This window comes from Thermobacillus xylanilyticus (assembly GCF_907165215.1).
Lineage (GTDB): Bacteria > Bacillota > Bacilli > Paenibacillales > Paenibacillaceae > Thermobacillus > Thermobacillus xylanilyticus.
Genome location: NZ_CAJRAY010000016.1, coordinates 1 through 19919, shown reverse-complemented (window position 1 = coordinate 19919; position 19919 = coordinate 1). Strand labels below are relative to the sequence as shown.

16 protein-coding genes and 1 other annotated feature are annotated in these 19919 nt (G+C 63.2%); of the genes, 3 read left to right on the top strand and 13 right to left on the bottom strand.

What is annotated here, in order from left to right:
• Positions 1-58: 58 nt before the first annotated feature.
• The gene (locus KJQ12_RS02655) at positions 59-940 is read left to right on the top strand and encodes a carbohydrate ABC transporter permease (RefSeq protein WP_213483366.1); all 882 of its coding nucleotides are present in this window, start codon (positions 59-61) and stop codon (positions 938-940) included.
• A 10-nt stretch (positions 941-950) separates the two neighbouring features.
• Positions 951-1781, top strand: a complete 831-nt coding sequence (locus KJQ12_RS02650) for a carbohydrate ABC transporter permease (RefSeq protein ID WP_425315951.1) — start codon at positions 951-953, stop codon at positions 1779-1781.
• A 107-nt stretch (positions 1782-1888) separates the two neighbouring features.
• Here the strand turns inward: KJQ12_RS02650 and pyrE are convergent, their stop codons facing one another.
• The 10 genes from pyrE to lspA form a co-directional block, all read right to left on the bottom strand.
• A complete protein-coding gene (pyrE, locus tag KJQ12_RS02645; protein WP_280529243.1) occupies positions 1889-2551 on the bottom strand; it encodes an orotate phosphoribosyltransferase in 663 nt (220 codons plus the stop codon).
• Positions 2548-3276, bottom strand: coding sequence for an orotidine-5'-phosphate decarboxylase (gene pyrF, locus KJQ12_RS02640; protein WP_280529242.1), 729 nt, complete (start codon positions 3274-3276; stop codon positions 2548-2550). Before pyrF ends, pyrE begins: the two co-directional genes overlap by 4 nt.
• A gap of 25 nt (positions 3277-3301) precedes the next feature.
• The gene (gene carB, locus KJQ12_RS02635) at positions 3302-6523 is read right to left on the bottom strand and encodes a carbamoyl-phosphate synthase large subunit (RefSeq protein WP_213483364.1); all 3222 of its coding nucleotides are present in this window, start codon (positions 6521-6523) and stop codon (positions 3302-3304) included.
• Positions 6510-7655, bottom strand: a complete 1146-nt coding sequence (locus KJQ12_RS02630; protein ID WP_213483363.1) for a carbamoyl phosphate synthase small subunit — start codon at positions 7653-7655, stop codon at positions 6510-6512. Before KJQ12_RS02630 ends, carB begins: the two co-directional genes overlap by 14 nt.
• Before the next feature lie 48 nt (positions 7656-7703).
• Entirely contained in the window at positions 7704-8987 is a 1284-nt protein-coding gene (locus KJQ12_RS02625) for a dihydroorotase (RefSeq protein WP_213483362.1), read from the bottom strand.
• Between the two features lie 94 nt (positions 8988-9081).
• On the bottom strand, positions 9082-9987 hold the full coding sequence (locus KJQ12_RS02620; protein WP_213483361.1) for an aspartate carbamoyltransferase catalytic subunit: 906 nt from the start codon (positions 9985-9987) through the stop codon (positions 9082-9084).
• The gene (gene pyrR, locus KJQ12_RS02615) at positions 9984-10541 is read right to left on the bottom strand and encodes a bifunctional pyr operon transcriptional regulator/uracil phosphoribosyltransferase PyrR (RefSeq protein ID WP_041853887.1); all 558 of its coding nucleotides are present in this window, start codon (positions 10539-10541) and stop codon (positions 9984-9986) included. Before pyrR ends, KJQ12_RS02620 begins: the two co-directional genes overlap by 4 nt.
• A gap of 295 nt (positions 10542-10836) precedes the next feature.
• Complete coding sequence (locus KJQ12_RS02610) at positions 10837-12072, bottom strand: LL-diaminopimelate aminotransferase (RefSeq protein WP_213483360.1); 1236 nt, start codon at positions 12070-12072, stop codon at positions 10837-10839.
• Between the two features lie 152 nt (positions 12073-12224).
• Positions 12225-13178 carry an RluA family pseudouridine synthase gene (locus KJQ12_RS02605; protein WP_213483359.1) on the bottom strand — a complete coding sequence of 318 codons (954 nt, stop codon included), beginning with the start codon at positions 13176-13178 and terminating at the stop codon, positions 12225-12227.
• Positions 13135-13680, bottom strand: a complete 546-nt coding sequence (lspA, locus tag KJQ12_RS02600) for a signal peptidase II (protein WP_244860383.1) — start codon at positions 13678-13680, stop codon at positions 13135-13137. Before lspA ends, KJQ12_RS02605 begins: the two co-directional genes overlap by 44 nt.
• A gap of 230 nt (positions 13681-13910) precedes the next feature.
• Here lspA and KJQ12_RS02595 point away from each other — a divergent pair, with 230 nt between their 5' ends.
• Complete coding sequence (locus tag KJQ12_RS02595) at positions 13911-14654, top strand: TraR/DksA C4-type zinc finger protein (RefSeq protein WP_213483357.1); 744 nt, start codon at positions 13911-13913, stop codon at positions 14652-14654.
• Positions 14655-14665: 11 nt separating this feature from the next.
• Here KJQ12_RS02595 and KJQ12_RS02590 read toward each other — a convergent pair whose 3' ends face one another.
• The 3 genes from KJQ12_RS02590 to ileS form a co-directional block, all read right to left on the bottom strand.
• Complete coding sequence (locus KJQ12_RS02590) at positions 14666-15730, bottom strand: hypothetical protein (RefSeq protein WP_213483356.1); 1065 nt, start codon at positions 15728-15730, stop codon at positions 14666-14668.
• Positions 15731-15795: 65 nt separating this feature from the next.
• Positions 15796-16080 carry a DUF5665 domain-containing protein gene (locus KJQ12_RS19495; protein WP_086010552.1) on the bottom strand — a complete coding sequence of 95 codons (285 nt, stop codon included), beginning with the start codon at positions 16078-16080 and terminating at the stop codon, positions 15796-15798.
• A gap of 285 nt (positions 16081-16365) precedes the next feature.
• A complete protein-coding gene (ileS, locus tag KJQ12_RS02580; protein ID WP_213483355.1) occupies positions 16366-19461 on the bottom strand; it encodes an isoleucine--tRNA ligase in 3096 nt (1031 codons plus the stop codon).
• 51 nt (positions 19462-19512) lie between these two features.
• Positions 19513-19787, bottom strand: a binding site (T-box leader).
• Positions 19788-19919 lie beyond the last annotated feature (132 nt).

The following is a 19919-nucleotide window of genomic DNA, read 5'->3' as shown; positions in this document are numbered from 1 at the left end:
CAACCGCATACAGCCGGCAGGCTTTCTCTTACACGTTCGGCAAAGGAAGTGCTCACGCATGAAAATGTTCACGACGAGAAGCGCACCTTACTTCTTCATTGCTCCGGCTTTGATTCTGCTCTTTCTGTTCTCGCTGCTGCCGATCCTGATCGCGCTCCTTATCAGCTTCACCGACATGGATCTGGCGGGACTCGCGGATTATGCCAATATCCATTTTGTCGGACTGGCCAACTACACGAAAATTCTGCGGGACGGCTCATTTCTGAAAGCGATCGGCAACACGCTCTTTTACGTCGTGTTCGGCGTACCGTTCGTCATTCTGTTCTCCCTGGCGATCGCGCTGCTCATCAACTTCGGCAAATCCCGCGTGTTCGATATTTTCCGCGCCGCGTTCTACATGCCGTCTGTCACGAACGTGGTGGCGGTGGCCGTTGTGTGGAGCTATTTGTACAACCCGTCGCTGGGCTTGTTCAACACCGTGTTGAACTTCTTCGGCCTGCCCGATGTCCGCTGGCTGCAAGATCCGGTGACGGCCAAAATCTCGCTGATCATTCTTGCGCTGTGGCGGGCCATCGGCCTGAATATGCTGATCTTCCTCGCCGCGATCAAGGGCATTCCGAAATCGTACTACGAAGCGGCCCAGCTCGACGGCGCCGGGACGTGGAAGCAAATCCGGCACATCACCGTGCCGCTGCTCCGGTTTGCGATTTTCTTTGTCTCGGTCACGACGCTGATCGGCTGGCTGCAGTTCTTCGAGGAACCGTTCGTCATGACCGACGGCGGCCCGCTGGAAGGCACGATGTCCGTCGCGCTGTTCGTCTACAAGAACGGCTTCCAATTCAGTGAATTCGGATATGCGGCTGCCGGTTCCTTCATCCTGTTCTTCGCCATCATCACGCTGACGCTGCTGCAGTTCAGGCTGCAGCGCAAGGAAGACTGAAATCGGGGGGATGGGTGCCATGACGATAAAACAGAAATCGATGCAATGGCTCGCAGGCATTTTGCTGACCGTCGGAGGGTTTCTGATGGTGCTGCCGTTCCTGTGGATGATCCTCTCCGCCTTCAAGCCGGAACCGGAATTTGCCCGCTTCCCCCCGACGCTGTGGCCGGAGACGTTCACCCTGGAGCACTATTTCGAACTGTTCGAGCGAATGAACTTCGGCGTTTATCTGCGGAACACGCTCATCATCGTGTTCTTCTCCTTCCTCGGGATGCTGCTCAACGCGATGGCCGGGTACGGGTTCGCGAAGTACAAATTCAAAGGCAGGGAGCCGCTGTTTTACCTCGTGCTCGCCACGCTGATGATTCCGGGCCAGGTGACGATGATCCCGGTCTACCTCATCCTGAACAAAATGGGGCTGACGAATACGATGACCGGCATCGTGCTCCCGTCGCTCGTCGGCGCGTTCGCGATCTTCCTGTTCCGGCAGTTCATGTCGACGATTCCCGACGAATTGCTGGAAGCGACGCGGCTGGACGGAGCGGGCGAGTTCCGCATCTTCCTGCAGATCGTGCTTCCGATCTCCGTCTCGGTGCTTGCCGTACAGGGCATTCTGACGTTCATTGCCGGATGGAACAGCTTCCTCTGGCCGCTCATCATCGCCAACGACGCGAAATATTACACGCTTTCCGTCGGCCTGCAGCTGCTGAAAGGGCAGTACAGCAGCAACTACGGCTTGCAGATGGCCGGATCCGCCGTCATGGTCGTGCCGATCATCATCGTCTTCCTGCTGTTCCAACGGTACATCATGGACAACTACACCATCTCGGGCATAAAATAAGGCATTCTATCAGCGATTCTCCCCGACACGGCCGCCGCCCTCCCGATTGCGAAAAAAAACCCAGCGCCTGAAGCGCCGGGCTTTTTGCGTTTATGCCGCTTTATGCGTTATGCGAAACGTCTGCTGTAGCCTTCCGGATCGTTCTTCCAGCCGCGGAGCAGCGCGGCGTCTTCCTCCGTGATGCTTCCCGCTTCCAGCGCCGCTTCCAGCAGCACGCTGTAGGACGACAGCGTCTGAAGCGGAATGCCCTGTTCGGCGAACGCGGCTTCCGCCTGCGGGAACTCGTACGTGAATATCGCGATCGTGCCGAGCACCTCGCAACCGGCGTCGCGCACGGCCACGGCCGCCCGCAGCGAGCTGCCGCCGGTCGACACGAGGTCTTCGATCAGCACGACTTTCTGGCCGGGCCGGAATGCGCCCTCGATCTGATTCGTCTTGCCGTGGCCTTTGGCCTTGTCCCGCACGTAGAGCATCGGCAGTCCGAGCCGCTCCGCCGTCCATGCGGCGTGCGGAATGCCGCCCGTCGCGATGCCGGCGACCGCTTCGCATACGGGATACCGTTCCCGGATGATCGAGGCGAATCCGTCCGCGATCAGGCCGCGCACCTCGGGATAGGACATCGTCAGCCGGTTGTCGCAATAGATCGGCGACTTCAGGCCCGACGACCAGGTAAACGGATCGTTCGGGCGAAGCTCAACCGCGTGGATCGCCAGCAGCCGGCGGGCGATTTCACGGGACAGCTCCGCGCCGTTGGCCGTTTGTCGGGTCATCCGTGCGTCAACTCCTTCACAATGGATTCGAACGCTTCCCGCGGATCGGGCGCCGCCGTGATCGGCCGGCCGATGACGAGGAAGTCCGCTCCCGCGTCCAGCGCTTCCCGCGGCGTCATGATCCGCTCCTGGTCATCGGCCGAAGCGGATGCCGGCCGGATGCCGGGCGTGACGGCGAGAAACCCGCCGCCGCACGCCGCTTTCACCGCGCGCACTTCCCGGGCGGACGCGACGACGCCGTCCAGCCCGGCCCGCCGCGCCAGCCGCGCGTAGCGGACGACCGCTTCTTCCGCCGTGCCCGGAATGCCGATCTCGTCGTTCAGCACCGCCTGGCTCGTGCTCGTCAGCTGCGTCACCGCGATGACCCGCGGCCGCAGCCGGCCGCCCGAGGCGGCTTCGGCGCCTTCCAGCGCCGCTTCCATCATCCGGACGCCGCCCGCCGCGTGAACGTTGAACAGGTCGACGCCGAGCCGCGTCACGCTGGCCGCGCCGCCCTTCACCGTATTCGGGATATCGTGCATCTTCACGTCGAGGAAGACGCGGTACCCCCGGTCTTTCAGTCCGGCGACGAACGCCGGGCCGGCCGCGTAGAACAGCTCCATGCCGACCTTCAGCCAGCACGGAATGCCTTCAAGCGCCCGGATCAGCGATTCCGCGGCGGCTTCATCCGGGCGGTCCAGCGCCACCATGATGCGCCCTGCCGCTTCTTCCCGCGTCAATGTCAAGCGTACCGCCTCCCGTTCGGACGTGTTACTGCTGCTGAAGCACCGGCATCGGCCGGGATGCGAAGCTGAGAGCCTGCAGCATTTCCAGCAGCGCCCGCACCGTGTCGAGCGACGTCAAGCAGACGACGCCGTTCTCGACCGCTTCACGCCGGATGCGGAAGCCGTCGCGTTCGGGCGTGCGGCCTTTCGTCAGCGTGTTCACGACGAACTGCGCCTTGCCGCTGCGGATCAGGTCAAGGATGTTCGGCGACCCTTCGCTCAGCTTGTTCACCCGCGTCACGTACAGGCCGGCGCGCTCCAGCGCATCGGCGGTGCCGCCCGTCGCGATGATGCTGTAGCCGAGATCGTAGAATCCGCGCAGAATTTGCGTCGCTTCTTCCTTGTCCTTGTCGGCGACCGTCGCGATGATCGAACCGGTCGGCGGAATGCGCATGCCCGCGCCGATCAGCCCTTTGTACAGCGCCTTCGCATACAGCTCGTCGCGGCCCATCACTTCGCCCGTCGATTTCATCTCCGGCGTGAGCGTCGGGTCGACGCGCCGCAGCTTGGCGAAGGAGAACACCGGCACCTTCACCGAGACGTGCTTGTCTTCGGGCCAGAGCCCTTCCTTGTAGCCGAGATCGGCGAGCTTCTTGCCGAGGATCGCCTGCGTCGCCAGGTTCGCCATCGGCACGTTCGTCACCTTGCTGAGGAAAGGCACCGTCCGCGACGAGCGCGGGTTGACTTCGATGACGTAGACCTGATCCTGGTGAATGACGAACTGGATGTTGATCGTGCCGACCACCCGCAGTTCCTTCGCGATGCGGATCGTGATGTCGACGATCTGGCGCTTGACCTCTTCCGACAGCGACTGGGGCGGGTAGACCGCGATCGAGTCGCCCGAGTGGACGCCGGCCCGCTCGACGTGCTCCATGATGCCGGGGATGAGCACCGTCTCGCCGTCGCTGATCGCGTCGACTTCCGCTTCCTTGCCCTGCATGTACCGGTCGATCAGCACCGGATGCTCCGGATTGATCTTGACGGCCTGCTCCATGTAGCCGAGCAGTTCTTCGTCGGAATAGACGATTTCCATCGCCCGGCCGCCGAGCACGTAGGACGGACGGACGAGCACCGGATAGCCGAGGCTGCGCGCCGTCTCGACCGCTTCCTCGACCGACGTGACCGTGCTGCCCTTCGGCTGGGCGATGCCCAGCTTGCGAAGCAGCGCTTCGAATTTCTTGCGGTCTTCCGCCTGGTCGATGCTCTCGAGATCCGAACCGAGGATGCGCACGCCGGCCTTGGCCAGCGGCGCGGCCAGATTGATTGCCGTCTGTCCGCCGAACTGGACGATGACGCCGACCGGCTGCTCCTGCTCGATGACGTTCATGACGTCCTCGAAGAACAGCGGCTCGAAGTAGAGCCGGTCGGACGTCGAGAAGTCGGTCGACACCGTCTCCGGATTGTTATTGATGATGACCGCTTCATACCCGGCCTTGCGGATCGCCCAGACTGCGTGGACGGTCGAATAGTCGAACTCGATGCCTTGTCCGATCCGGATCGGGCCGGAGCCGAGCACGACGACCTTCGGCTTGTCCGTCTGCACCGACTCGTTCTCGGTCTCGTAGGTCGAGTAGTAGTACGGCGTCGTCGCTTCGAATTCGGCCGCGCAGGTGTCGACCATTTTGTACACCGGCTTGATGCCGAGCTCAAGCCTGAACGCCCGGACCGACGCCTCGTCGGCGTGCGGGTCGGACGGGTTCGCCTCGCGCCGGAGCTCCGCGATCGACCGGTCGGCGAAACCGAGCCGCTTCGCTTCGTACAGCGTCTCCTTCGTCAGTGCCGGTTCGGACTTGATCCGCTGTTCGAACGCGACGATGCCTTCGATCTTGTCCAGGAACCACCAGTCGATCTTCGTCAGGTCCTGGATGTCCTGCAGCTTCCAGCCGCGGCGGAACGCCTCGGCCACGAGGAAGATGCGCTCGTCGTCCGGCGTGATGAGCCGCTGGCGCAGCGTCTCGTCATCGACCTGTTCGATGCCTTTCAGATGGAAACGGTGCGCGCCGATCTCGAGCGAGCGGATCGCCTTGTGCATCGATTCCTCGAAGGTGCGGCCGATCGCCATCACTTCGCCGGTCGCCTTCATCTGCGTGCCGAGCTTCCGGTTGGCGGTGGTGAACTTGTCGAACGGCCAGCGCGGAATCTTCGTCACGATATAGTCGATCGTCGGCTCGAACATCGCGTAGGTCTGGCCCGTCACCGGGTTGATGATCTCGTCGAGCGTGTAGCCGACCGCGATCTTCGCCGCCATCTTGGCGATCGGATAACCGGTCGCCTTCGACGCGAGCGCCGACGAGCGGCTGACCCGCGGGTTGACCTCGATGACGTAATATTGGTAGCTGTACGGATCAAGCGCGAACTGCACGTTGCAGCCGCCTTCGATCTTGAGCGCGCGGATGATGCTGAGCGCCGCCGAACGCAGCATCTGGTACTCGCGGTCGGACAGCGTCTGGCTCGGCGCCACGACGATGCTGTCGCCGGTATGGACGCCGACCGGGTCGACGTTCTCCATGTTGCAGACGACGATGCAGTTGTCGTTCGAGTCGCGCATGACCTCGTATTCGATCTCTTTCATGCCGGCGATGCTCTTCTCGATGAGGCACTGGCCGATCGGGCTGTAGCGGATGCCCGCCGCGACAATTTCACGCAGCTCTTCCTCGTTCGCGCAGATGCCGCCGCCGGTGCCGCCGAGCGTGTAGGCCGGCCGGACGATGATCGGATAGCCGATGCTGTTCGCGAATTCGATCGCTTCCTCGACGCTCGTCACGATCGTGCTCTCGGGAACCGGCTGGTTCAATTCGCGCATCAGTTCGCGGAACAGGTCGCGGTCCTCCGCCTTCTCGATCGACTCGAGCTGCGTGCCGAGGAGCTTCACGCCTTCGCGCTCCAGCACGCCCGCGCGCGCCAGCTCGACCGCCATATTGAGCCCGGTCTGCCCGCCGAGCGTCGGCAGGAGGCCGTCCGGGCGTTCCCGGCGGATCACCTGCGTGACGAAATCGAGCGTGATCGGTTCGATGTACACTTTGTCGGCCATGTTCGTGTCCGTCATGATCGTGGCCGGGTTGCTGTTGATCAGGACGACTTCATAGCCCTCTTCCCTGAGCGCCTGGCAAGCCTGCGTGCCGGCGTAGTCGAATTCCGCCGCCTGGCCGATAACGATCGGACCGGAGCCGATGACGAGAATTTTTTTCAGATCGTTATTTCTGGGCATGCAGCAGTTCTCCTTTCAGCGTCTCCGCCAGATGGATCTGACGCGGCTTGCGCGGGTTCAGGCGCTTGTGCTCGCGGATCATGGCGAGGAAGTCGTCGAACAGGTAGCTCGAATCGAACGGTCCCGGCGACGCCTCCGGATGGTACTGGACGGAGAAAGCCGGATATTTCGTATGGCGGAGGCCTTCAATCGTCTTGTCATTGTTGTTGATGTGCGTAATTTCGAGGCCGGTGCCGGCGATGGTGTCTTCACGCACGGTGTAGCCGTGGTTTTGCGACGTGATGTAGCAGCGGCCGTTTACAAGATCCTTTACCGGATGGTTGCCGCCGCGGTGGCCGAACTTCAGCTTCTCCGTGTCGGCGCCGCAGGCGAGCGCCAGCAGCTGATGGCCGAGGCAGATGCCGAAGATCGGATATTCGCCGAGCAGCTCGCGAATCGTATTTACCGCAACGCCGACATCCTTCGGGTCGCCCGGTCCGTTCGAGAGTTGGATGCCGTCCGGATTGAGACGGCGGATCTGTTCGGCCGTCGTGTCGTACGGCACGACCATGACGTCGCAGCCGCGCCGGGTCAGCTCGCGCAGGATGCCGCTCTTCGCGCCGAAGTCCATCAGCACGATCCGTTCTCCGCCGCCCGGCACATTGATGAAGCTCTTCGTCGACGTGCGCGCCACCTGATCGCGCATGATCGGCGTCGCCTGAAGGCGCTCCATCAGTTCTTCGACAGGCTCGCTGCCGGTGGTAATGATCCCCTTCATCGTGCCGTGATGACGGATGATGCGGGTCAGCATCCGGGTGTCGACTTCGGAGATGCCCGGAATGCCCGCTTCCTTCAGCAAGACGTCGAGCGGAGTCTCGGCGCGCCAGTTGCTCGGAACCGGCTCATGCCGGCGCACGACGAAGCCGTGGACGTAGGGGATGATGCTTTCGAAGTCGTTGCGCGTGACGCCGTAATTGCCGATGAGCGGATAGGTCATCGTCACGATCTGCCCGCAATAGGACGGATCGGACAAAACTTCCTGATAACCGGTGATGCCGGTATTGAACACCACTTCGCCGATGACGGCCCCTTCCGCCCCGAACGAGCGGCCGGTGAACAGCGTGCCGTCCTCCAACAACAATCTTGCCTGCATCCGTATCACTCCCTGAATGACGTATATGTAATCCGTTCGCCTGAGCCGTCAGTCCGCCTGCCAGACCGTGCGGCCGGCGACGATCGTGCGGACCGGCCAGCCCTGAAGGCGCCAGCCGGCAAACGGCGTATTGCGGCTCTTCGACTTGAAACTGGCCGGATCAACCGTCTGCTCGCTGCTCAAGTCAATCAGCGTCAGATCGGCGGGCGCGCCGGCTTCCAGCCGGCCGGCCTTCAGGCCGAATACCCGGGCCGGATCGCTCGTCATCCGGCGCAGCAGGAAGCCGAGGCTCCATCTGCCGGTCTTGACGAACTTCGTGTAGAGCAGCGGGAACGCCGTCTCGAATCCGACGATGCCGAACGGCGCGAGATCGACGCCTTTCGCTTTCTCCTCTTCGGCGTGCGGCGCGTGGTCGGTGACGATCATGTCGATCGTGCCGTCCTCCAGCGCCTCGATGACCGCCTGCACGTCGCGGGGCGTCCGAAGCGGCGGGTTCATTTTCCAGTTCGGATCCATGCCGGGAATGTCTTCATCCGACAGCACCAGATGGTGCGGGCACACTTCCGCGGTCACGCGGACCCCGATCGATTTCGCCAGCCGGATGAGCCGCACCGACTGCTCCGTGCTGACGTGGCAGACGTGGTAGTGTGCGCCGGTCGCTTCCGCCAGCAGCACGTCCCGTCCGACGTGAATCGCCTCAGACTCGTTCGGGATGCCTTTCAGGCCGTGCCTGCGGCTGAATTCGCCCTCGGTCACCCAGGCGCCCTGCACGAGCGAGTCATCCTCGCAGTGCGCGATGATCGGCAGGTCCAGCTCGCGGGCGCGCAGCATCGCTTCCTTCATCATCTGCGCGTTCTGCACGCCGACGCCGTCGTCCGAGAACCCGATCGCGCCCGCCTCCTTCAGCGCGGCGAAGTCGGTCAGCTCGCGGCCGAGCTCATTCTTCGTGATCGCGGCAATCGGCAGCACGTTGACGACGCCTTCGCGGGCCGCCTTGTCCAGGATGTACCGCACCGTCTCCGGCGTGTCCGTGACGGGCCGGGTGTTCGGCATGCAGGCGATCGTCGTGAACCCGCCGCGCGCGGCCGAACGCGTGCCGCTGGCGATATCCTCCTTGTGCGTGAAGCCCGGGTCGCGCAGATGGACGTGCATGTCGATAAAGCCGGCCGACACAAGCAGGCCGGAAGCGTCAATCGTCTCGGCGCCGGCCGTGTCCGGCTTGCCGCCCCGCTCGATCGCGGCGATCGCGCCGTCCTCGACGCGGAGGTGGGCCGTCACGAGATCGCCGGCTTCATCGTCCCAGATTTTGCCGTTCACAATCCATAACGTCATGGCTCAAGATCGCTCTCCCTTCGCTTGTGCGCCCGGCCTTCGCGCCGGACGCGCGGCCGGATTCTCCGCGCCGCCTGCTTCTTGGACTTCCGTTCTATCCGCGCAGCGCCCGCTCGATGACGGCCATCCGGATCGGCACGCCGTTCGCCATCTGCTGGAAAATGCGCGACTGCGGATGCTCGACCAGTTCGTCGTCGATCTCGACGCCGCGGTTGACCGGCGCCGGGTGCATGATGATCGCGTGCCCCTTGATTCTTGCGGCGCGCTCGACCGTAAGGCCGTAGTGCTCCCGGTAATCTTCCGCCGACTTGATCATGCCGGACTCGTGCCGCTCGAGCTGAACGCGCAGCATCATGATGACGTCCGCGCCGAGCGCCTCGTCCATCGTCACGTACGGCGCGTCAAGCTCCGGCGCCTCGAGGTTCGGCGGCGCGCAGAAGCATACTTCCGCGCCGAATTTCCGCAGCGCCCACAGATTGGAGCGCGCGACCCGGCTGTGCAGAATGTCGCCGATGATCGCGACGCGAAGGCCTCTCAGCGAGCCGAAATGTTTCCGCATCGTGTACAGATCGAGCAGCGCCTGGGTCGGGTGCTCGTTGTTGCCGTCGCCGGCGTTGATCAGCGGCACGCTTACGCGGGAGGCGATCTCCGGCAGCACGCCGATCGGCTTCAGACGGATAATTCCGGCGTCGATGCCGATCGACTCAAGCGTGCGAACCGTATCGTAGATCGACTCGCCCTTGTTCACGCTCGAGACGGCGGCCGAGAAGTTGAGCACCTGCGCGCCGAGCCGTTTCGCCGCCATTTCGAACGAAAACCGCGTGCGCGTGCTGTTCTCGAAAAACATGTTCGCCACAATCGCGTCGGGCACGGCGTTATGGATCTTCTTCCCGCTGGACTCCCAATGCTGCGCCCGGTCGAGAATCGATTCGATCTCCTCCGCGGACAGATCTTTCACGCCGAGCAGACTGCGCTGCCTCAGTTTCGCTGCCGTCGTCATCGCGTGCGCCTCCCTGATCCGTAAATGGCCACCATATCCGAGCCGTCCACTTCCTTGAGCGATACGCCGATCGATTCGGAGCGCGCCGTCGGCACGTTCTTGCCGACATAGTCCGGGCGGATCGGCAGTTCGCGGTGGCCGCGGTCGACCAGCACCGCAAGCTGGATCGAACGCGGACGTCCGACATCCATGATCGCGTCCATCGCCGCCCGGATCGTCCGGCCCGTGAACAGCACGTCATCGAACAGGATGACGTGCTTGTCCCGGATCTCCGCCGGGTCGATGCCGGCGCAGGCCGGCGCTTCGGCCTGTCCCGCGCCGTCCCGGTCGTCGCGGTACGACGTGATGTCGAGATCGAACGCGAGCACCGGCTTGCCTTCGATCTCGGCTACCCGCTCCGCCACCCGCCGCGCCAGATAGACGCCGCGGGTGCGAATGCCGGCGAACACGCAGCCGTCTATGCCTTTGTTTTTCTCCAGAATTTCATGCGCGATGCGCGTGAGCGCCCGCCGGATGCCGGTCTCATCCATGATGACGTGTCGAATGTCGTCCAATGCCGTCACCTCCGCCTGATTGAACCCACAAAAAAACTCCTTGCGAAAAGCCGCAAGGAGTCAGGCCGCACCACACCACGACCCTCGGCGCGCGCACGGGTAGCGCCGCCGTCAGGCCTGTGCCTGTCCGATATGCCGTTACCTTGTCAGCCTCACGGGACTGAATTAAAGGTTCAACCATTCATTAGCAGCATTATGACACTTTGGTCCGCGGAAGTCAATAGCCGGATCCGACAAAAAGCGGGAAGGCATGACCGCACGTGTTCCCGTGGACCGCTGCTTTCCCGCTCGCCCGTCACCAGCCGAGCCTCGTGATCCGCTCGACCGCGCGCTCTGTATTTTCCCGGCTGCCGAAGGCCGTCAGCCGGAAGTAACCCTGTCCGGCCTGTCCGAAACCGACGCCCGGCGTGCCGACGATGTGCGCTTCCCGGAGCAATTTGTCGAAGAATGCCCACGAGTCGATGCCTTCCGGCGTCTTCAGCCAGATATACGGCGCGTTGACGCCGCCGTAAGCTTCGATGCCGACCGATTTCAGCCCTTCCAGAATCAACTTCGCGTTCGCCATGTAGTAGTCGACCAGCGCGGCGATCTGCGCCTTCCCTTCCGGCGTATAGAGCGCGGCCGCCCCGCGCTGCGTCACGTAGGAGACACCGTTGAACTTAGTCGTATGCCGCCGGTTCCAGAGGTCGGCGATGGCGACGTCGTTCCCGTCCGCATCCTTCGCCTTGAGATCACGCGGCACCACCGTGTACGCGCAGCGCACGCCGGTGAACCCGGCCGTCTTCGAGAAGCTGCGGAACTCGACCGCCACTTCCCGCGCGCCTTCGATCTCATAAATGCTGTGCGGCACGCCTTCTTCCCGGATGTACGCTTCATACGCCGAATCGTACAGGATGACGCTGCCGTTTTGCTTCGCGTAATCGACCCACTGCTTCAGCTCGTCCCGCGTCAGCGTCATGCCGGTGGGGTTGTTCGGATAACAGAGGTAGATCAGGTCGACCTTCCGTTCGGGCAGCGCCGGTTTGAATCCGTTCTCCCGGCCGCAGGTCAAGTACACGATGCCCTGATATCGGTTCGTCTCCCTGTCGTAAGCGCCTGCCCGGCCCGCCATGACGTTCGTGTCCACGTAGACCGGATAGACCGGGTCCTGCACCGCGACGACGGCGTCCTGGCTGAAAATCTCCTGAATGTTGCCCACGTCGCACTTCGACCCGTCGCTGACGAACACTTCTTCCGGGCGGATGTCGATGCCGCGCGCCTGATAATCGTGGCGGGCGATCGCCTCCCGCAGGAAATCGTAGCCCTGCTCGGGACCGTAGCCGCGGAACGTGTCCGCCTTCGCAAGATCGTCGACCGCGGCGTGCATCGCGGCGGCCGCCGCTTCGGGCAGCGGACGCGTCACGTCGCCGATGCCGAGGCTGATGATGTCCGCGTTCGGATGCTCCTTCAGGAATGCCGCGCGCCTGCGGGCAATTTCCGAGAACAGATAGCTGCCTTGCAGATCTTTGTAATGGGGGTTGATCCTGGCCATGGGCTCATCACCTTTCAAGCGGGCCGCATCCTAACGCGCATACTGCGCGCGGCCCCGGCTTATGCTGTCTATCAGCATAACGCCCAGAGGCGAGGATCGTAATGGAATAATCCCTCTAAAATTTGCACTCATGCGGCAATGCGCCGAACCGCCTACCTGTTTCTCAGCATATCCAGAATGCGCTGAAAATCATCGGGAATCGGCGATTCGAAGCGCAGCGTCTCACCCGTTCGGGGATGGACGAAACCGAGCACGGCGGCGTGCAGCGCCTGCCCGTCCAGCGGCACGGTTTTCGCCCGGCCGTAGACGGGATCGCCGGCCAGCGGATGGCCGATGTACTTCATGTGAACGCGGATCTGGTGCGTGCGTCCCGTCTCGAGCCGCAGCCGGACCAGCGTGTAATCGCCGAACCGCTCGACCGCCGTGAAATGCGTCACGGACGGCTTGCCGCCGGCCGTCACGGCGAACTTCTTGCGATCGTGCGGGTCGCGGCCGATCGGCGCGTCGATCGTTCCCTGATCGTGCGGCAGATTGCCGTGCACGAGCGCGATATACGCCCGCTCGACCGTGTGCGCCTTGAGCTGCTCCGACAGCGACACGTGCGCCAGATCGTTCTTCGCGGCCATCAGCAGGCCGGATGTGTCCTTGTCAATTCGGTGGACGATGCCGGGCCGCAGCCTTCCGTTGATGCCGGAGAGATCCCGGCAATGATGGAGCAGCGCGTTGACCAGCGTCCCCGACGTATGGCCGTGCGCGGGATGGACGACCATGCCGCGCGGCTTGTCGACGACGATGACGTCGCCGTCTTCATAGACGACTTGGAGCGGGATCGGCTCCGGCCGGATGTTCGCATCCTCGGGCTCCGGCGGCGTCACGGCGACGACATCGCCCGGCTCCAGCCGGTAATTCGGCTTCACAGCTGCGCCGTTCACCGTGACGGCGCCCGCGCGGATCCAATCCTGGACCTGCGTGCGCGACACGCCTTCCTCCGCGGATTCGGCGACGAATTTGTCAATCCGCTCGCCCGCCTCCGCTTCCGTCGCGACCCATTCCTGGGTCCATTCATCTTGCGGGTTCGTCGGCTTCCGTTCCGCTTGTGATGTCATGGGTCTTTCCGTTTTCGTCTCCTTCCAGGGTGCCTGTTGCCTTGTCCCGCTCCCTGCGGACATCCAGCACCGCGTCGAGCAGAATGAGTCCGACGCCGATCACGATGCCCATGTCCGCGACATTGAAGATGGGGAACGTGTAGCTGCCGAAATTGAACTGCAGAAAATCGATCACATGGCCGTACAGCACCCGGTCGATGAAATTGCCGAGCGCCCCGCCGAGCACCATTGCGAACGCCGTCAGCAAGAGCGGTCTGCCGGTTCGCCAGTTGCGCTCGATATACCAGACGATGCCGATGGCGACAATGCTCGTGATCACGATGAACAACGTCCGGGCGCCCGGCAGCATGCTGAAGGCCGCCCCGTCGTTCAACACGTGCGTAACGAGGAAAAATTGCCCGATGACGCTGATCTGCTCATGCAAGGCCACATTCGCATCAATCATCTGCTTCGTCAGTTGATCCAGCAGAAATACGACTGCCGCAACGGCATAATAGCGCAAATGCTTCAACTTTCGCGTCCCTCCGCCCCAAAGATCGAAAATGCTTCCCCGGCAAGCCCCGTAATGCGCGTGTCCCAATCATTGTATCACAACTGCGCCGGCCAGCTCCACATCCTGTTCAGGAAGAAAAAACCTGCGCTGTTACGCGTTACAATCCTCCGTTCATAGTAAAAACGGTCCGCCGCGCACAAGCTACGACCGACTGCTACGCGATGAAGGGAGCTGACCGCATGAAGGCGTTGGACGGCAGCCGTTTGACGGCGCTGAGACAGAAGCTTGAAGCGGAAGCCGGTGAGCTGGAAGAGCGGCTGAGGGAAAGCGGCAGCCGCGGCCTCGAAGAGGAAGCGCGCGGCAATACCGGCGAATTGTCCATGATCGACAACCATCCGGCCGACATCGCATCCGAGACGTTCGAACGGGGCAAAGATCTCGCGCTGCTCGAGAACGACGAGCTGAGACTGCAGCGGATCCGTGCGGCCTTGCGGGCGATGGACGACGGCACCTACGGCGTCTGCCGGACATGCGGCGAGCCGATTCCGCCGGAACGCCTCGAAGCCGTGCCGGAGACGCTGTATTGCGTCCGCCACACGCCGCAGCGGATCGAGTCGGAACGACGCCCGGTCGAGGAAGAACGCATGGAGCGCCCGTTCGGGCGGACCAGCCTTGACGGAGAAAACTCGTGGACCGGCTTCGACGGCGAGGACGCCTGGCAGATCGTCGAATCGTACGGCACGTCGGATTCTCCGGCGCTTGCGGAGGACCCGGAGGCGGATTACGAGAAGTTCACGATCGAAGCGGAAGAGCGGGAAGGATTCGTCGAGCCGATCGAATGTTTTTTGGCCACCGACATTACGGGCCGGCATGTCACGGTGGTCCGAGGGCGCTCGTATGAGGAATATCTGGAGCGGGGCGAAGGCGAGCCGCTGCTGGAACCGGAACCGGTGGTCGACATCCGGTTGGACGAGAAGGGTTGAGCCGAGTTTGTCTAAGCGCCGTGATTTTGCCTTTCCTCCTTGACGCATGACGGGGAAGGCGGCCCGGTCGCGCCGGTTCGGCCGGTGCCGCCGGCTGCACCGTTCTCCGCAGTCCGGGTCCGCCTGGCCATGGCCGCCGCCAACGCAATGGCCATCAGCGCAAACAGCACATTCCCGAACCATGCGATCCGGTCTTCGGGCCAGAGCATCCAGGTCACGAAGAACCCCAGCCAGGCGTAGGTGAGCAGCGTGCCGGACACAAGCGCCAGCCGATGGCGGATGCTCCACCAGCGGCTGCGCGCCGAGCGCCGCACAACAAACCAGGCCGCGGCGAGCAGTAACACGCCGCCGATCAAACCCGCCCAGCTCTTCTCCGGACGGGCGACGAACGCGCTGGAGACCAGAAAAGCGCCGATTCCGACCAGCCAGGGCCGCACGCCGCTGCGGGAGGCGCCGGTTCCGGCCGATGCCGAAGCCGGTTCCTGAACCCCCCGTCCGACAGCGAACGCCGCGGCGATCAGCAATCCCGCGGCTGCGGCCGCACCGGCGAGCTGCCATGGCTCCGCCAGGAACTTGTATTCCGCATAAATGAACGAGAACACCGTGGCGCAACCGATCCCGTACAGAACGGCGGCCGCCGCGAGCCCCTTCCTTCCGAGCCAAGGCACGGCGCTTCTGCCCGGCGTCATCAGCTCGATCACCGCGATCGGAATGGTGATGCTCCACACCGCATGCCCGACGATGTAGCCGAGCGCACTGTTGATCCTTTCGGCAAGACCGGAACCGCTTCCCTCATCCAGAAAAGCGGGATTGAACATGGACTGGTCCAGCAATCCCGCTTCGATGACCCCGTATGCGGCTCCCAGCAACACGATGGCCGGATAGCTTCTCCCGAACCGCCTCGCGATCTCCCGGATCAGCAGCGCACCGCCGCCATACAACGGCAACAGCAGCACCAAGGCCGCGGGCAGATGCTGGATCGGGCTGCTCCCCAGCAGAAACTCCCCCACCCACGGCGACAGAAAGATCAGGCCGATCGCCGGCGCCGCCCGGCGAAAACGACCGCCGCCCGCCATGCTTCCCCACCGCTCTTTCTATCGATTGCTTTGTTTCACCATCGTAGTCATGTTGCCAACAATTGTCAATATGTTCTCCCCTCCAGCTGCCGCTGCACGATGCGCACGATATCCGCGATGTAGTCCCCGATGATCGGCAGATTGAGCTTGCCGAGCATTTGCAGCACATATAGAATCGTTGCGGCGAAGAACGTGAAGCCGATCGCGATGCCGATGCCCCGCGCCGTCCCGGCGACCAGATTGCGCCAGATAAGCGACAGCGGACGGTTGAGCAAATCGACGTATTCCGAGATCTTCGCCCGCTCCAGCCTGACCGACAGCCGGTCCAACTCCCGGGCCAACAGCTCCATCCGATGTTCCCGGTCACCGGGTTTCGCCCGCCCGGACTGTCCGTCGGCCTGTTCGATCCGTTTATCCGACCGCGGCAACCGATCCGCCGCTTGCCCGGACCGTTCATCCTCCCGCCCGGACCGATCTTCCGTCCGTTCGTCCATGCCGTCCGCCCCTTTCCGGAGCCGCCGCAGAGCCGTGGCAGCCGCATCTTCCCGCGAAACGAAAAACGAGCCCCGGCCCGTCCCGCAGGGGACGAGCCGCAGTGGCCCGTTTTCCTCGCTTGTCTGTTTTCCAGTATGTCCTCAGACGTCAATCCGGATTCCGATCGCAAAATCGCCCGCCTGCACCTTCTCCATGCCGTCCGCGGGACCAAACGCGACCTCCCGGAGCAGCACGTTCGCCTTGAGCAGCTCATCGAACGTCTGCAGCGCGGCCTGCAGCTCCTGCGGCACGTCAAGCTGCAGCCGGACTCGCGCCTCGATCGGCAGATCAAGCTTCTTGCGCGTATCCTGCACGGCGCGGATCACTTCCCGCACCCAGCCTTCCTGCTCCAGCTCGGGCGTGATGTCCGTATTGAGCGCGACCGTCACGCCGTCGCCCGACGCCGCCTTGAAGCCCGTCTTGGCACGCTTCTCGACGAGCAGCTCGTCGAGCGCGATCCGCAGCGTCTCGCCTTCCGGAGACGTCCAGTCGAGCCCGCCGTCCTCCAGCACCGCGCGCCGCGCGTCCTCCGCGGGGAGCGACTTCAGGTGCGCCTGGATCGGCGCGACATGGCGGCCGTACTTCTTGCCCGCGACCTTCAGGTTCAGCTTCAGGTCGAACTCGACGAATCCGCTGTCGCTCGTCTCCACGACGATCCGCTTCACGTTGATCTCGTCCTTGATGATCGCCTCATATTCTTCCAGCGGGAACGGCCGGCTGAGCGACACGATCAACTCGGAGAGCGGCTGGCGCGTCTTGATGCCCGATTCGTTGCGCACGCTGCGCGCCAGCTCGACGATCCTGCGCGTCGTCTCCATATCGCGCTCGAGCGCTTCGTCGATCAGCGACTCGTCGGCCTGCGGGTAGTCCGCCAGATGGACGCTCTCGCCGCCGCCCAGGTTGACGTACACGTCTTCCGCGACGAACGGCGTGAACGGCGCGATGAGCCGCGCAAGATCAAGCAGCACTTTGTGCAGCGTCTGATAAGCTTCGATTTTGTCGTCCGTCAGCCCGCTGCCCCAGAACCGGTCGCGCGAGCGGCGGATGTACCAGTTGCTCATCTCGTCGACGAACGTCTCGATGCGCTTCGCCGGGTTCAGGAAATCGTACGCTTCAAGCCCCTTGCGCACATCCCGGATCAGGCTGTTCAGCCGCGAGATGATCCAGCGGTCCAACTTGCTCGCCGGCTTCCGGTACGGGTGCGCTTCCGGCCGGAACCCGTCGATCGACGCGTACAGGGCGTAGAAGGCGTGCGCGTTGACGATCGTATCGACCACCTTCGACTTCGCCTCGGCGACGATGCCGCGCGAGAACCGCTTGCTGTTCCACGGCGCGCTGTCCGCGAGCAGCGCCCAGCGGAACGCGTCCGTGCCGTAAGCTTCGATAATCTCCCACGGGTCGATGACGTTGCCCTTCGACTTCGACATTTTCTGGCCGTTCTCGTCAAGCACGTGGCCCGTCGAAATTACCCGCTTGTACGGCGCCTTGCCGGTATACAGCGTCGACACCGCGAGCAGGCTGAAGAACCAGCCGCGCGTCTGGTCGATCCCTTCGACGATCATGTCGGCCGGATACTGGTCCTCGAACTTCGCGCGATCGCCGAACGGATAATGGTACTGGGCGAACGGCATCGAGCCGCTGTCGAACCAGACGTCGATCACTTCGGGCGTGCGCGTCATGACGCCGCCCTCGCAGTGCGGGCAGCGCAGTTTTACTTCATCCACGTACGGTTTGTGAAGCTCCAGATCTTCCGGCACCGGTCCGGCGGCCCGCTCGCGCAGATCCGCGATGCTGTCCGGCGCGTATTCGCCCCGGCAGCTGCCGCACACCCAGACGTTGAGCGGCGTGCCCCAATAGCGGTTCCGGCTGATGTTCCAGTCGACAAGGTCTTCGAGGAAATTCCCGAACCGGCCGTCGCGCAGATGGCCCGGATACCACTCGATCCCGCGATTGTTCGCGATCAGCTGGTCCTTCACCGCCGTCGTCCGGATGAACCAGCTTTCCGTCGCGTAGTAGAGCAGCGGCGTCTTGCACCGCCAGCAGAACGGATAGCTGTGCTCGTAGCGCTCCTTCGCGAACAGCAGGCCGCGATCGCTGAGCATCCGCACGATGTCGACGTCGCAATCCTTCACGAACCGGCCGGCGAAGTCGGTCACCGCGTCGATGTAGCGTCCCGCGGGGTCGACGACGCCGAGCATGTCGATGTTGTTCGCCTGGGCCGCCTTGTAGTCGTCCTCGCCGTGCGCCGGCGCAATGTGCACGATGCCCGTGCCGCTCGTATCGCTGACGAAATCCGCCGCGATCACGACATGTGCGTTCTTGACCGGCACATAGCGGAACGGCGGCTCATACGCGAGGCCGGCCAGCTCCGAGCCTTTCACCTTCGAGACGATCTCGTAGTCTTCCTTCAGGACCGACTCGGCGAGCGCCTCGGCGACGATGTACGTCTCGCCGTCCTTGCGGACGCGGACATAGGTCATCTCCGGATTGACGGCCAGCGCCGTGTTGGCCGGCAGCGTCCACGGCGTCGTCGTCCAGGCGAGGATCGACGCGTCCTCCGACTTCAGCCGGAATTTGACCGTGGCGGACAGGTCCTTCACATCCTCGTAGCCTTGCGCCACTTCGTGCGAGCTGAGCGTCGTCTGGCAGCTCGGGCAATAGGGGCTCACGCGGTGACCGCGGTAGAGCAGCCCTTTCTTGTGGATCGTCGACAGGATGTGCCAGACGCTTTCGATGTAACGGTTGTCGAGCGTGATGTACGGATCGTCCAGATCGATCCAGTAGGCGATCGCCTCGGTCATCTCGCGCCATTGCCGCTCGTACTCGAACACGCTGTCCTTGCACTTCTTCACGAACGCCTCGACGCCGTAGCGCTCGATCTCATGCTTGCCGGAGATGCCGAGCTGCTTCTCGACGCCGAGCTCGACCGGCAGGCCGTGGGTGTCCCAGCCCGCCTTGCGCACGACGCGGTAGCCGGACATCGTCTTGTAGCGGCCGATGAAGTCTTTGATTACCCGACCGAGCACGTGACCGATGTGCGGCATGCCGTTCGCCGTCGGCGGTCCTTCATAGAACACGTAGTTGGGCTTTCCGGCGCGGTTTTCGATCGACCGCTTGAACGTGTTTTCCTTCCTCCACTTTTCGAGAATGCGCTGTTCGCGGGTCCTGGCCCGCTCTTTCACGTCTACGCGTTGCATGGTCAACCACTCCCGTCACTCAGGTCATCAAAAAGCAAAAAAGCCCGTCCCGAAAGGGACGAGCTTCGCTCGCGTTACCACCCTCATTCCGCCGGCGCCGTACGCTTCAACAAGCGCATGGCCCCTGGCGGCACCTCGCCGCAGACCGCGGTCTGCGCATCCGGATAACGGCGGATTTCCGTCGCGGCTTACTGCCTGGCTCCAAGGTTCGGCCGCGCTTCTCGGAGATGATTTTCGGCTGCGGATCGAACACCGGCTTTCAGCGTGGACACCGGCTCTCTGGGGAACGACCGCTGCAGCTTACTCGTTCTCGTCAGCGAATTTCAGGTCGGCATTCAGTTTGTACCTATCCTATAGTTATACGCTTGCGCCCCGCGATTGTCAACCGGAAAGCACCCTCATTGTCGTTGTTCTGTGATAATGTCACGGTATAACTGTTCTGAGATAATGTCACTATG

Coding starts and splice junctions, on each gene's coding strand:
- KJQ12_RS02625 (WP_213483362.1), bottom strand. CDS start 8,987: ATGACGTTATGGATTGTGAACGGCAAAATCTGGGACGATGAAGCCGGC.
- KJQ12_RS02610 (WP_213483360.1), bottom strand. CDS start 12,072: ATGGCCAGGATCAACCCCCATTACAAAGATCTGCAAGGCAGCTATCTG.
- KJQ12_RS02650 (WP_425315951.1), top strand. CDS start 951: ATGGGTGCCATGACGATAAAACAGAAATCGATGCAATGGCTCGCAGGC.
- KJQ12_RS02620 (WP_213483361.1), bottom strand. CDS start 9,987: ATGACGACGGCAGCGAAACTGAGGCAGCGCAGTCTGCTCGGCGTGAAA.
- KJQ12_RS19495 (WP_086010552.1), bottom strand. CDS start 16,080: ATGGAGCTGTTGGCCCGGGAGTTGGACCGGCTGTCGGTCAGGCTGGAG.
- KJQ12_RS02605 (WP_213483359.1), bottom strand. CDS start 13,178: ATGACATCACAAGCGGAACGGAAGCCGACGAACCCGCAAGATGAATGG.
- pyrE (WP_280529243.1), bottom strand. CDS start 2,551: ATGACCCGACAAACGGCCAACGGCGCGGAGCTGTCCCGTGAAATCGCC.
- KJQ12_RS02655 (WP_213483366.1), top strand. CDS start 59: ATGAAAATGTTCACGACGAGAAGCGCACCTTACTTCTTCATTGCTCCG.
- carB (WP_213483364.1), bottom strand. CDS start 6,523: ATGCCCAGAAATAACGATCTGAAAAAAATTCTCGTCATCGGCTCCGGT.
- KJQ12_RS02590 (WP_213483356.1), bottom strand. CDS start 15,730: ATGGCGGGCGGCGGTCGTTTTCGCCGGGCGGCGCCGGCGATCGGCCTG.
- KJQ12_RS02595 (WP_213483357.1), top strand. CDS start 13,911: ATGAAGGCGTTGGACGGCAGCCGTTTGACGGCGCTGAGACAGAAGCTT.
- KJQ12_RS02630 (WP_213483363.1), bottom strand. CDS start 7,655: ATGCAGGCAAGATTGTTGTTGGAGGACGGCACGCTGTTCACCGGCCGC.
- ileS (WP_213483355.1), bottom strand. CDS start 19,461: ATGCAACGCGTAGACGTGAAAGAGCGGGCCAGGACCCGCGAACAGCGC.